General features: G+C 68.8%; 12 protein-coding genes. 6 read left to right on the top strand and 6 right to left on the bottom strand.

Features of this window, described 5'->3' with window-relative positions; all coding sequences use genetic code 11:
- The first annotated feature begins 37 nt into the window (after positions 1-37).
- Together AB0F17_RS40800 and AB0F17_RS40805 are read left to right on the top strand one after the other, a co-directional pair.
- Entirely contained in the window at positions 38-526 is a 489-nt protein-coding gene (locus tag AB0F17_RS40800) for a VOC family protein (RefSeq protein WP_214638511.1), read from the top strand.
- Between the two features lie 238 nt (positions 527-764).
- A complete protein-coding gene (locus AB0F17_RS40805; protein ID WP_358034459.1) occupies positions 765-959 on the top strand; it encodes a DUF3046 domain-containing protein in 195 nt (64 codons plus the stop codon).
- Here AB0F17_RS40805 and AB0F17_RS40810 read toward each other — a convergent pair.
- Positions 956-1,228, bottom strand: a complete 273-nt coding sequence (locus AB0F17_RS40810) for a hypothetical protein (protein WP_358034461.1) — start codon at positions 1,226-1,228, stop codon at positions 956-958. The genes AB0F17_RS40805 and AB0F17_RS40810 overlap by 4 nt on opposite strands.
- Positions 1,229-1,347: 119 nt before the next feature.
- Between AB0F17_RS40810 and AB0F17_RS40815 the strand changes: the two genes are divergently transcribed.
- The 4 genes from AB0F17_RS40815 (at position 1,348) to rny (ending at position 6,584) form a co-directional block, all read left to right on the top strand.
- Positions 1,348-1,692, top strand: a complete 345-nt coding sequence (locus AB0F17_RS40815) for a VOC family protein (RefSeq protein WP_358034465.1) — start codon at positions 1,348-1,350, stop codon at positions 1,690-1,692.
- A 210-nt stretch (positions 1,693-1,902) separates the two neighbouring features.
- Complete coding sequence (recA, locus tag AB0F17_RS40820) at positions 1,903-3,003, top strand: recombinase RecA (RefSeq protein WP_358034468.1); 1,101 nt, start codon at positions 1,903-1,905, stop codon at positions 3,001-3,003.
- Positions 3,004-3,983: 980 nt separating this feature from the next.
- Complete coding sequence (locus AB0F17_RS40825) at positions 3,984-4,427, top strand: regulatory protein RecX (protein ID WP_358034471.1); 444 nt, start codon at positions 3,984-3,986, stop codon at positions 4,425-4,427.
- A gap of 540 nt (positions 4,428-4,967) precedes the next feature.
- Positions 4,968-6,584: a ribonuclease Y gene (gene rny, locus AB0F17_RS40830; RefSeq protein ID WP_358034474.1), complete on the top strand. Its 1,617-nt coding sequence runs from the start codon at positions 4,968-4,970 to the stop codon at positions 6,582-6,584.
- A gap of 273 nt (positions 6,585-6,857) precedes the next feature.
- Here rny and AB0F17_RS40835 read toward each other — a convergent pair whose 3' ends face one another.
- The 5 genes from AB0F17_RS40835 to AB0F17_RS40855 are packed head-to-tail and all read right to left on the bottom strand — an operon-like array spanning position 6,858 to position 12,688.
- Complete coding sequence (locus AB0F17_RS40835) at positions 6,858-7,820, bottom strand: ABC transporter permease (protein WP_358034477.1); 963 nt, start codon at positions 7,818-7,820, stop codon at positions 6,858-6,860.
- On the bottom strand, positions 7,820-8,797 hold the full coding sequence (locus AB0F17_RS40840) for an ABC transporter permease (protein ID WP_358034480.1): 978 nt from the start codon (positions 8,795-8,797) through the stop codon (positions 7,820-7,822). Before AB0F17_RS40840 ends, AB0F17_RS40835 begins: the two co-directional genes overlap by 1 nt.
- Positions 8,794-9,792 carry a dipeptide ABC transporter ATP-binding protein gene (locus tag AB0F17_RS40845; RefSeq protein ID WP_358034483.1) on the bottom strand — a complete coding sequence of 333 codons (999 nt, stop codon included), beginning with the start codon at positions 9,790-9,792 and terminating at the stop codon, positions 8,794-8,796. The genes AB0F17_RS40840 and AB0F17_RS40845 overlap by 4 nt, the downstream gene beginning before the upstream one ends.
- A complete protein-coding gene (locus tag AB0F17_RS40850) occupies positions 9,792-10,814 on the bottom strand; it encodes an ABC transporter ATP-binding protein (protein ID WP_358034486.1) in 1,023 nt (340 codons plus the stop codon). Before AB0F17_RS40850 ends, AB0F17_RS40845 begins: the two co-directional genes overlap by 1 nt.
- 47 nt (positions 10,815-10,861) lie before the next feature.
- Positions 10,862-12,688 (bottom strand): ABC transporter substrate-binding protein, encoded by a 1,827-nt coding sequence (locus tag AB0F17_RS40855; protein ID WP_358034489.1) that lies wholly within the window; start codon positions 12,686-12,688, stop codon positions 10,862-10,864.
- Positions 12,689-12,900: the final 212 nt, after the last annotated feature.

A 12,900-nucleotide genomic window follows, 5' to 3' on the forward strand; every position in this document is an offset into this window, starting at 1 on the left:
GCGATTGAGGCGGGGGCGCTGCGGACATAGAGCGGTCGTGGGCATCGACTACGCAGCCATAAAGACCCGCCGCGAGGACATCAGGGAGCGCTATCTATTAGCGCACCGACCGTCGAGCAGCGCGCGCGGCCTGCACCACCTCGCTCTACTGTCGTCGGACGTGGAGCGGACGGTCAAGTTCTACCAGGAGCTGCTTGAGTTCCCCTTGACGGAGATCTTCGAGAACCGGGACTACAAGGGCTCCAACCACTTCTTCTTCGACATCGGCAACGGCAACCTGCTGGCCTTCTTCGACTTCCCGGGGCTCGACCTCGGCCCCTACCAGGAGGTGCTCGGCGGGTTGCACCACATCGCGATCTCCGTCGACCCCGCCACCTGGGAGCGGCTGCGCGGCAAACTGGAGATGGCCGGCGTGCCGCACCAGATCGAGAGCGGCGCCTCCATCTACTTCAGGGACCCCGACGGCGCCCGGCTGGAGCTGCTCGCCGACCATCTGGGGGAGATGTACGGCTCGCGCGTGATGTGAACTACCGTCGCGACGCTTTACGCGTCCGCGGTGTGCCCGCCCGAGGTTCCTGCCTGATGCCCGCGTGCCTTTCGGCTCGTTCGGATTTTTCCTGTTGTACGGCTGAGCGCTGGGCTAACCGGAGCTGGCGGCGCTTCGTCCGGTTGGCTCTGCACTTGGCGGACTTGGGCGGGGAGGACTTGGGGGTCTTTGCCATGGGGGTGTCCTACCACTCCTGCGGCGGTTCCATACTTGGGTGATGCGTCTGACCGAGTTCTGGAGAAGGATGCGTGCCCACTTCGGCGAGTCATACGCCGACTCGTGGGCCCGCGACTACGTGATCGCCCCGCTCGACGGGCGCACGGTCGACCAGGCGCTGGCGGACGGCGAGAACGCCAAGACCGTCTGGCGCGCGGTCTGCCAGGTCGAAAACGTCTCCTCCCGGCTGCGCTAGCTCCCCGGATCCATACTCTCCTTCAGCGCGCGGACCGTCTGGGGCAGGTCGTCGGCGGTGCCCTGACCGCCGGGCGACCACAGGAACTCCCACCCACGACGCCCGGGGGTGGCGAAGACGAGCGTCTGTCTGCCGGTGCGGGGATGCCACGCCCACAGCACCGGCTCCGCACCGCCGATCATGCGGCTCGCCAGCCCGTGACCGGGCAACAACGCGGCGAGTGCTTCCAGATGGGCGCGTCGTTCTCCGGTGTACGTGCTGCTCGTCACGTCGCCGCCTCCAAGCCTCTGGTTCAGAGTCTCCCCAGCTCAGGGTGCGTGACAACACGTACGGCGTATTACCTATGAATGTCGGTTGTGCGTGCCACCCGGTGGCTACCCTGGCCGTCATGCGTGCGCGCCTCAGCCAGATCGTGGTGGATTGCCGGGACCCGAAGAGCCTGGTCCGCTTCTGGGCCGCCCTGCTCGGCGGCGACCCGGTGGATCGCGCCCGGGGTTGGTCCCACGTCGAACCTCCGGGAGCCGTACGGCTGGCGTTCCAGCCGGTCGCCGAGGACAAGGCCGTTAAGAACCGGTTACACCTGGACATCGAGGTCGACGCCATCGTGCCCGCCATCACCCGGGCGCTGCGACTGGGTGCCACGCGGATCGGCGAGACGGTGACCGACGACCAAGGCTCCTTCCAGGTCATGGCCGACCCGGAGGGCAACGAGTTCTGCTTCGTCGGCGATTGAGCCGCGACAACACGCTTGAGGTTCCCTGGCGTAGGCCACCTGGGACTTCCCTGCCGCGTACCGCGTGTTCCGTATGTGATCGAACAGCCGTTCGGCTACGATGTAACCTGCCAGGCCACAGCCTCCCACCAACGACTCCGCAAAACTGTCGGTGGCAGGCCGTAGCTTTCACTCGACTGATCGGACCACAACCCTCCAGGGGGAGCTCCCATGGCTATCAACGACCGCGAGAAGGCCCTCGAGACCGCCCTCGCTCAGATCGAGAGGCAGTTCGGCAAGGGCTCCGTCATGCGCCTCGGCGACGAAGTCCGTGCCCCTATCGAAGTGATTCCCACAGGTTCGATCTCCCTGGACGTCGCGCTGGGCATCGGAGGGTTGCCGCGCGGCAGGATCGTCGAGATCTACGGACCGGAGTCCTCGGGTAAGACCACGATCGCCCTGCACGCGGTGGCCAATGCCCAGCGCGCGGGCGGCATCGCGGCGTTCATCGACGCCGAGCACGCCCTCGACCCCGAATACGCCAAGAAGCTCGGCGTCGACACCGACGCCCTGCTCGTCTCCCAGCCCGACACGGGTGAGCAGGCGCTCGAGATCGCCGACATGCTGATCAGGTCGGGCGCCGTCGACGTCATCGTCATCGACTCGGTGGCCGCACTGGTGCCCAAGGCCGAAATCGAGGGCGAGATGGGCGACAGCCACGTCGGCCTCCAGGCCCGCCTGATGTCCCAGGCCCTGCGCAAGGTCGCCGGCGCGCTCAGCAACACCGGCACCACCGCCATCTTCATCAACCAGCTCCGCGAGAAGATCGGCGTCATGTTCGGCTCGCCCGAGACCACGACCGGTGGCAAGGCGCTCAAGTTCTACGCCTCGGTCCGCCTCGACATCCGCCGCATCGAGACGCTCAAGGACGGCACGGAGGCGGTCGGCAACCGCACGAGGATCAAGGTCGTCAAGAACAAGATGGCCCCGCCCTTCCGGGTCGCCGACTTCGACATCCTCTATGGCGTGGGCATCTCCCGCGAGGGCGGCCTCATCGACATGGGCGTCGAGCACGGCTTCGTCCGCAAGTCCGGCGCCTGGTACACCTACGAGGGCGAGCAGCTCGGCCAGGGCAAGGAGAACGCCCGCAACTTCCTGAAGAGCCACCCCGACATGTCCAACGAGATCGAGAAGAAGATCAAGGACAAGCTCGGCGTCGGCCCCCGCCTCGACGCTCCCGCCGAGGCACCCCCGGCAGCCCCCGCCCCGGCCGCCGCCGCTCCCTCGGGACGTGGCGCCAAGGCCGCCACGCCGAAGCCCGGTGACGTCTGATCGGTCGCCGCATGAGTGACACGGACCCGCCGCAGGCGCCCCACTCCCACGACTGGGGCGCCTGGCCCGACCTCCCCACCCCACCCCCGGGCCGCCGCCGCAACCGCCGCAACCCCAGCGACAACCCCCCACCGCAGTCGCCGGCCCAGGAGAACCCTTGGCCCTCCCGCTCCTCGGACAGCTCAGCCCGGGGCGGACAGCCGTCCAGCCAGGACCGGCCTAGCCAGGACCGGCCTAGCCAGGACCGGCCTAGCCAGGACCGGCCTAGCCAGGACCGGTCCGGCGGCGCGCCGTCGGGAGGCTGGCCGTCGCTCAGCGAGTGGCGCGAGCGCCCCCGCCCACCAGCCGCCCCGCCACCCGCCCAGCCCACTCACCCGCCCTCTGAGCCGGCCTCCGAGGCACGCCCCGACTCGGCTCCCGGCTCGACCCACAAGCCGAGCTCTGAGCCGGGCGGTGGACAGGACGACGAGCGCCGCTCAACCCCGTCCCGGGGAACCGCCTCGCCGCCTGCCCAAGACGACTCACCGTCCACCGAAGACAGCCCGTCTCCCCGAAGCGACATGCCATTCCCAGGCGATCTGTCGTCCGGGCTGGGTACCGAAAGCGGTCAGCTTGAGGACGGCCCCCGCCTGGGCGGCCAGCCTGAGGACAGCCCCAATCAGGGCGGTCAATCCCAGGCCGCCACCTACTCGGGCGGCCTGCCCGGGGACGGTCCTTACCAGGGGGATCAGTCTGGCGACGTCCCCTACTTGGACGGACAGCCCGGAGATGCTTCCTACCAGGGCGGTCGGCGTGGGGAAAAGCGCTCCGGTAGAGGGCGTCGGTCAGGTGGGTGGGGTGGGAAAGGGGCACGTTCGGCGGGGTCTCGGGGGCGGGGTGGGCGGCTTTCCGATGGGCCTGATGAGGAGTCGGGCGCCGGGGCCGGTCCCCATGCCGATCCCGAGTCGGTGGCTCGGGGCATCTGTCTCCGCCTGCTCACGATGGCCCCCAAGACGCGAGCTCAGCTAGCCGAGGCGCTGCGTAAGCGTGACGTGCCGGACGAAGCCGCGGAGACGGTCCTCGATCGCTTCTCCGAGCTGGGCCTGATCAACGACGAGGCGTTCGCCGAAGCGTGGGTCGACTCCCGCCACCACGGTCGCGGGCTGGCCAAGCGCGCCCTGGCCGCGGAGCTTCGTCACCGGGGTGTCGACTCCGAGACCGTCAACGAGGCCGTGGACCGCCTCGACCCCGACCAGGAGCTCGAAACGGCGCGGCGCCTCGTGGAACGTAAGCTGTCCTCCACCCGCGGCCTCGACCCCCAGGTCCGCACGCGCCGCCTTGCCGGAATGCTGGCCAGAAAGGGGTATGCCCCTGGGCTGGCCTTCCGCGTCATCCGCGAGGTTCTGGAGACGGAGGGCGTCGAAATAGAGGACGACTTCTCCTGACCCCGCACAACCCGCCCGCCATCGGATCATTCCGATCTGCGTCCGGCTCGCCACTGGATCACTCCGGTCCGTGTCCGGCCCCGCCATCGGATCATTCCGATCTACGTGCGGCTCGCCACTGGATCACTCCCCGTCTGCGGCCAGCTTGCCGCCGGATCACTACCTGCCCGTGTCCATAGGTGTGTGCGGAGGGGTATTTCGGGTCAGAAGCTGGAAATCTGCCTGAATGGCGAGATGCACGCCTGTAAGACACGCTTGATGACTCGTTTGCTTGCTCGTGACTTGTTCGACGCATAACCTCGACGGCAGTGAGGAGTTACTCCGCGCAGTGCGGATTGCCATACCGGTGATTGACGGACGAACGAGCTCGAAGGATCGAGGCAGGCGAGGTGTCGGCTATCCCAGTCGACGCCCGGTCAGTCTTGGTTGGATATCGGTCGTGGTGAAGGTGCCGTTCGGGCGATCAGCGCCGCGCATGTGACCCCTCCCGTTTTGAGGGCGCGTTACGAGTCTTGACGACGCGAGGAGGGCGGGGAGCACATGGGGCCGCTTGTCGTGGTGCTGTCGGTGGCGGTGCTCCTGCTGGCGTTCGGGATGATCGCCGCGTTGCTCATCGTCGTCCGCCGCACGTCGGGCAGCGGTTCGCGAGTGCTCAAGCCGAGCCCCGAGCAGTTGCAGGCCGTACACGAGGAGATCGAACAGGCTCGTGCGGAGGCCGGGGAGATCCGTGGCAAGGCCGAGTCCGACGCGGAGGAGATCCTGCGCAGGTCGGCGGCCGCCGCTGAGGGCGCGGCGCAGGTGCGGCGCGAGGTCGAAGAAGAGGGCCGGATGCTCAAGGCGGAGCTCAAGGAGCTCCGGTCCGACCTCGAACGCAGGGAAGGACGGCTGGCCGAGCGCGAGCAGCGGCTCGACGAGGAGGCCAGGCGGCAGGCCGAACGCGATCGCAAGCTGACCGAGACCGAGGTCGAGCTGGCCGACAGGCGCGCGGAGTTGCTGCAGGTCGAGAACGAGCGGCGGGTGATTCTCGAGCGCGTCGCCGGGCTCACCGGCGAGCAGGCCAAGGGCGAGCTGGTACGCGATATCGAGAACCAGGCCAAGCGCGAGGCCGCGCTGATCATCAGGGAGATCGAGGGCGACGCCCGCAAGGAGGGCGAGAAGCGCGCTACCAAGATCGTGACGCTGGCGGTGCAGCGGATGGCGGCGGAGCAGACGGCCGAGTCCGTGGTCAGCGTGCTGCACCTGCCCGGTGACGAGATGAAGGGCCGGATCATCGGCCGTGAGGGGCGCAACATCCGGGCGTTCGAGTCGACGACCGGCGTGAACCTGATCATCGATGACACCCCGGAAGCGGTGCTGTTGTCGTGTTTTGACCCGGTGCGCCGGGAAACTGCCCGGCTCACGCTGGAGAAGCTGGTGCTCGACGGCCGCATCCACCCGCAGCGCATCGAGGAGGCGCACGACCGCAGCCGCGCGGAGGTGCAGGACCTGTGCGCGCGGGCGGGCGAGGACGCGCTGGTCGAGCTGGGCATCACGGACATGCACCCCGAGCTGACGCTGCTGCTCGGCCAACTCCGATACCGCACCTCCTACGGCCAGAACGTCCTCAAACACCTCATCGAGTCCGCGCACATCGCCGGGATCATGGCCGCCGAGCTCAAGATGGACCAGCCGCTGATGAAGCGGTGCGCCCTGCTGCACGACATCGGCAAGGCGCTGACGCACGAGGTCGAGGGCAGTCACGCGCTGATCGGGGCGGAGATCGCCCGCAGATACGGCGAGCACGAGGACGTGGTGCACGCCATCGAGGCGCACCACAACGAGGTCGAGGTCCGCACGGTCGAGGCCGTGCTCACGCAGGCGGCCGACGCGATCAGCGGCAGCCGTCCGGGGGCGCGGCGGGAGTCGTTGGAGGCGTACGTCAAGCGGCTGGAGCGGCTGGAGGAGATCGCGCAGTCGTATGAGGGGGTGGAGAAGGTGTTCGCCATGCAGGCGGGGCGGGAGATCCGGGTCATGGTGAAGCCTGACGCCATCGACGACATCCAGGCGCAGGTGATCGCGCGGGATGTGGCCAAGCAGGTCGAGGAGGAGCTGACCTATCCGGGTCAGATTCGTATCACTGTTGTTCGTGAGTCCCGCGCTACCGAGTTCGCCCGCTGAAACTCCATTTTCTTTTGGGCCCCACCCGCTGTCCGGGGGCGGAGGTCTGGGTGGGCTTCTTTTTACTATTTTTTACGGCCAGCCCGGTAAGCCCCACCCGCCGCACGGGACCGGGGTCTGTCCAGGGGCACGCTCCTCCGGTGGAGGTGGCTGGGCGCCGTGACGTGCGCCTTCTTGGCCCCGGTCCGTGGATGGTGCTGGACACCGGACAAGGAGGGCGGTGTGGCCGAGGTGGGAGGGAGGTTCCACCCCGGCCACACTCCCTGTCAGGGGTCAGGCCAGGCGGATGCGGGGGTCCAGGAGGCCGTAGGCGATGTCCACCAGGAGGTTGGCCAGGACGACGGCGGTGGTGGCGAGGACGACGACGCCCATGATGACCGGCAGGTCGCCGCTGACGAACGCCTGTACCACCGCCTGCCCGATGCCGCCGAGCCCGAAGACCGACTCCGTCACCACCACCCCGCCGATCAGCGTGCCCACGTCGACGCCGAGTTGCGTCACCACCGGCGTGAGGGCTGCGCGTAAGCCGTGCCGGTAGATGACCTGGCCTTCGGGGACGCCCTTGGCGCGGGCCGTGCGGATGTAGTCCTCGCCGAGGGTGTCCAGCATCGACCCGCGCGTCAGCCGTACGTAGGAGGCGGCCTGGACCATGGCGAGGGTGATCCAGGGCAGGATCAGGTGGCGGGCCCATTCGCCGGGGCTGTCGGTGAACGACACGTACGAGTCCGGCGGCAGCACCGGCGCCCCGGCCATGGAGAGCTGGAAGAACAGGAAGTACAGCAGCAGCAGGCCGACCACGAACGTGGGCATGGACACGGCGGCCAGAGCCAGGAACGTCACGACGCGGTCCAGGAGGGAGCGCGCCCGGGTGGCGCTGATGACTCCGGCGCCGACGCCGATGACGACCCAGAGGATCGCGCCGCCGATCACGAGCGAGGCCGTCGGCGGGAAGTCCTCGGAGAGGATCTTGCCGATGGATTCGCCGGAGAAGTAGGACTGGCCGAGGTCGCCGTGGATGAGGCGGTTCAGGTAGTCGAGGTACTGGACGAGGGTCGGGCGGTCCAGGCCGAGGTTGTGGCGGATGAGCTCCACCTGCTCGGGCGTGGCCTGGCGACCGGCCAGCGTCCTGGCGGGATCGCTGGGGGCGACGAAGAACAGCAGGAACGTGCCCAGCGTGACGAGCCACAGGACGAGCACGCCGAGCAGCGCCCGGCGGAGGAGGAATCTGCGGAGCATCAGGCCCCCTTACGACGGCGAGAGCGCGAACGAGAACGACGGCGGCGACGGCTGAACAGGCGTTCCGTGCGCGGGTCGATGGCGTCCCTGATGCCGTCGCCGAGCAGGTTGAAGGCGAGCGTGGTGAGCAGCAGGGTGGCCGCGGGGAAGCCCAGATACCAGTAGGCGACCCGGTAGAAGCCCTGCGCCTCGCTGAGCAGATTGCCCCACGAGGGGGTGGGCGGCACGATGCCGAGCCCCAGGTAGGACAGCGTCGACTCGAAGACGATGGCCGCCGGCACGAGCAGCGTGGTCAGGACGATGACCGGAGCGAGCAGGTTCGGCAGGATGTCGACGAACATGATCCGCAGGTCACCGCAGCCGATGGATCGAGCGGCCTCGACGTACTCGCGTTCCTTCAGGGAGAGCGTCTGGCCGCGCACGACCCGCGCGATGGCCGCCCACGAGTAGAAGGCGATCACCCCGATCGTCGCGGTCAGCGACGGCCCGGCGATCGACACCACCGCGATGGCGAAGATCAGGTACGGGAACGACAGCACCACGTCCATGAGCCGGGACAGCACGGTGTCTATGAGGCCGCCGTAGTAACCGGCCAGCAGGCCGACGACGACGCCCACCAGCGCCGCCAGCCCGGTGGCGACCACACCGACCAGCAGCGAGACCCGCGCGCCGTACAGGACCCTGATGAACAGGTCGCGCCCGAGCCGGTCGGTGCCGAACCAGAACGTGCCGTTCGGCGCGATCGGCAACCCCTGGGCGGTGACGCCGGTGTCGCGGAACTGCTCGTCCGGGTCGTGGCCGTTCCACGCGGCGATGAGCGGGGCGGCCAGCGCCAGCGCGCAGAGCAGGACCACGGTCAGGCCGGAGACCAGCGCGACCTTGTCGGTCCTGATCCTGGCCCAGGCGAGCTGCAACGGGCTGCGGCCGGCGATCGTCCGGTCGGTGACCGCGTCGGGCCTGATCTCCGTCAACGTCATGCGGTCCTCCTGACGGTCAGGTCCTCGCCGGCCTCGACGGGGAAGTGGCAGGCCACCAGGTGGTCCCGGGGCACCAGAAGGGGTTCCTCCAGCGAGCAGCGGTCCCGCGCCTTCGGGCAGCGGGGATGGAAGCGGCAGCCGGACGGGGGGTCGATCGGCGAGGGGACGTCCCCCGTGAGGATGATGCGCCGCCGCCGTTCGGCCTCGTCCGGGTCGGCCACCGCCGTAGCGGAGAGGAGGGCGTTCGTGTACGGATGTCTGGGATGTTCGTGCAGCTCGTCGGCCCCCGCGAGTTCGACGACCTTGCCCAGGTACATGACCGCGATCCGGTCGCTGATGTGCCGCACCACCGACAGGTCGTGCGCGATGAACAGGTACGTCAGCCCGAAGTCGTCCTGTAGATCTTTCAGCAGGTTGAGGATCTGCGCCTGGATGGACACGTCCAGCGCCGAGACCGGCTCGTCGCAGATGATCAGCCGGGGCCGCAGCGCGAGCGCCCTGGCCACCCCGATCCGCTGCCGCTGCCCGCCGGAGAACTCCGCGGGGAACCGGTTGTAGTGCTCGGGATTGAGCCCCACCCGTTCCATCAGCTCCTGCACGGTACGGCGGAGTTCGGCGCCGCTGCTCACCCGGTGGACCACGAGCGGGTCGGCGATGATCGAGCCGACGCGCCTGCGCGGGTTCAGCGAGCCGTAGGGGTCCTGGAAGATGACCTGGATGTCGCGCCGGTAGGCCCGCATCCTGGCCCTGGACAGGTTGGTGATGTCGTCGCCGTCGAAGCGGACCCGGCCCGAGGTGACGGGGTGCAGGCCCGCGACGCACCGGGCGAGCGTCGACTTGCCGCAGCCGGTCTCGCCGACCAGCCCGAGCGTCTCACCCGGCGACAGGTCGAAGCTCACCCCGTCGACGGCCCGTACGTGCCCGACCGTCTGCTTGACCAGCATGCCGGTGGTGATGGGGAAGTGTTTGACGACGTTCTCGACTTCGAGGAGCATCAGGCCTCCTTGGCTCGCAGCCGCAGCGCGTCGGCCTCCGGGCCGAGCCCGACCGCCTCGTGGGGCAGCCAGCAGGCCGAGGCGTGCCCGCCGCTGCCCGTGACTTTGGCCAGTGGTGGCCGCTCGGCCGCGCACACCGGCATGGCGTACGGGCAGCGCGGGTGGAAGGCGCAGCCCGAGGGGAGGTCGATCAGCGACGGCGGAGAGCCGGGAATGGGCCGTAGCCGCCCGCCGCGGGCCCCCGTGCTGCCCGGGATCGACTCCAGCAGGCCCTTGGTGTAGGGGTGGTGGGGGCGGTAATAGAGGGTGCGCCGGTCGGCCCGCTCCGCCACCAGCCCCGCGTACATGACCAGCACCTCGTCGGCGATGCCCGCCACGACGCCGAGGTCGTGCGTGATGAGGATGAGCGCGATGTCGAACTCGGCCTGGACCCGGCCGATGAGTTCGAGGATCTGCGCCTGGACGGTCGCGTCGAGCGCGGTGGTCGGCTCGTCCGCGACGATGAGCTTCGGGTTCAGCGCCAGCGACATGGCGATCATCGCCCGCTGCCGCATGCCGCCGGAGAACTGGTGCGGGTAGTCGTCCACCCGCCGGTCCGGCCGGGGGATGCCGACCAGGCCGAGCAGCTCGATCGCGCGCTTGCGGGCCTCGGCGCGGCCGGTGCCCGGCTGATGGACCCGGAACAGCTCCTCGATCTGCCAGCCGACCTTGTAGAGCGGATGCAGGCTGGTCAGCGGGTCCTGGAAGACGACGCTGATCTCCGCCCCGCGGATGCGGCGCAGCTGCTCGCGGTCGAGCTGGAGCAGGTCCACGCCTTCGAACAGGGCGGTACCGGAAATGTCGGCCCCGGGGGAGAGGCCGAGTATGGTCTGGGTGCTCACGGTCTTGCCGCTCCCGGACTCGCCGACGATCGCCAGCGTCCGGCCGCGGTCGACGGTGAACGACAGCCCCCGTACCGCCTGTACCAGGCCGTCGGAGGTGGGGAAGGCCACCTTCAGGTCGGTCACCTCTAGCAGGCTCATGTTTCTCCCTCACAGCGCCCCGCGGACTCCCGCGGGGCGCCGCACCGTCATGGCGAGTTGGGGTCAAGCCAGAGGTTGGTGATGTCGTAGAGCTGGAACGCGGGCAGGTACAGCGCGTTGTGCACCCGCTTGCTCTTGTAGATCGGCGTGTTCTGGTTGTTGAACGGCACGATCACCGCGTCGCCCATCACCGTCTCGTCGACCTGGTGCCAGAGCCCGGCCGCCTTGGTCGCGTCGGGCTCGGCCAGCGCCTGCTTGATGAGGTCGTCCACCTTGGGGTTGCTGTAGCAGCCGTAGTTGCTCGTGCCCGCGGCGCAGTTGGTCTGGAACAGCGGCTGGGAAACGGCGCGGCCGTTGTTGCCGTACCAGTCGGGCACCCAGCCGGGCGCCGAGATGTCCCACTTGCTGTCCTTGGCGATCGTCGGGTTCTGCAGGAACGCGCCGTAGTAGTCGCCCTGCCGTACGGGCAGGCCCTTGACGTTGATCCCGCACTGCTTCAGGTCGGCCGAATAGGACTGGAAGTTGGCCGGGTGGTTGCCCGCGTTGCGGAACGCGCCGATGAGCGTCAACCCGTTCGGGTAGCCCGCCTCGGTGAGCAGTTGCTTGCACTTGGCCGGGTCGCCCTGGTCGCCGGGCGTCGGGTACGGGTTGTACTCCTGGTAGCCGATGTTGCCCGGCGGGATGGCCGTGTGCAGCGGGGTCGCCACGTCGGCACCGCCGTAGATCTTGGCGATGGCCACCTTGTTGATGGCGTACTCGATGGCCTGGCGCACCTTGACCTTGCCCATGGCGCCGTTCTCGTTCTTGCTCTGCAGGTTGAACACGAGATACGGGTTCGTCACGGCGCCCGGGAAGATCTTGAAGTCGGCGTCGCCGCTCTTCAGCCGGGGGATCTGGGCGGTCGGCACCGGCAGGTCCCAGGACAGGTCCGCGCTGCCCGCCTCGAGCTGCTGCTGCACCGCGTCGGGCTCGGTGACGCCCATCTTGACGTCGACGGTGTTGACGTACTGGTGCCTGATCGGGTCGGACGCCTGCGTCCAGGCGGGGTTCCTCTCCAGCTTGATCGACTTGGTCGCCACATACTGGGTGATCTTGTACGGGCCGTCGGAGATCACGTGCTGGCGGAAGGTGGCGTCGTCGGGCACGTACTGGTCGTACTCCTGGGGCGCGGCCGAGGAGAAGTTCAGCGTCAGGATGTTGAGGAAGTCGGCCGCCGGCTGGACCAGCGTGAACACGACCGTCTTGTCATCCTTGGCCCGGACACCGGCGATGTCGTGCGCGTTCTGGAAGGCCGCCAGCGCCGCCGCCGTGGGCTTGGCCGTCTCGAACGCCTTGGCGTAGGCCGCGCAGTAGGCCGCCATGCCCTTGATCGTGCTGGTGTAGTAGCCGGGCGCGCCCGCTCCGGCCACCGGGTTGCAGATCCGCTTGAAGCCGCGGACGAAGTCCCCCGCGGTCACCGCCCGCGGCGGCTGGGTGTCCCACTGGACGCCGTCCCGCAGCTTGACGGTGTAGGTGAGGTCGTCGGCGCTGATACCGCCGTTCGCGGTCGTCGGCAGCTCGGCGGCGACGTCGGGGACGACGGCGAAGCCCTTGGTGGTCTCGGCCTCCTTGGCCACGCCGTTCAGGTTGAACAACTGACGCGCGTAACCGCGCAGGATGCCGCTGGTGACCGTGTAGTAGGCGCTGGTGGGATCGAGGTGGTCGACGTCGCCGCCGCCCACCAGCCTGAGCGTGCCGCCCGGTAACGGATTGCCGGTGTTCTGGGCGGCTGTCGGGGGCGCGGAACCGTTCGTACCGGTTTCCGTGGCGCAGGCGGCGGCGAGCAGACTTGCCGCCGCCACCATGGCAATGCTGAGATAGCGCAAGCTGGCCATCTGGCCCTCCCTCGTGCCGAGATGGGATGTGTGGCTGGCCAGTGGGGTGCGCTTCGTGGCCGCGAGGCGTGCCCCACGTTCGCTCTTTCACGGTGCTCTTTCGAGCAACCCACCTGGAGGGGCCCGGTGTCGAGGACGGTTATTCAACCGTTGGCGAGTAGCGACCGCCGAGTGATGCCGGTTCTGTCAAGGAACCGTGAGAGATGACGACG

Origin of the sequence: Nonomuraea sp. NPDC026600 (assembly GCF_040638335.1) — a bacterium.
Lineage (GTDB): Bacteria > Actinomycetota > Actinomycetes > Streptosporangiales > Streptosporangiaceae > Nonomuraea.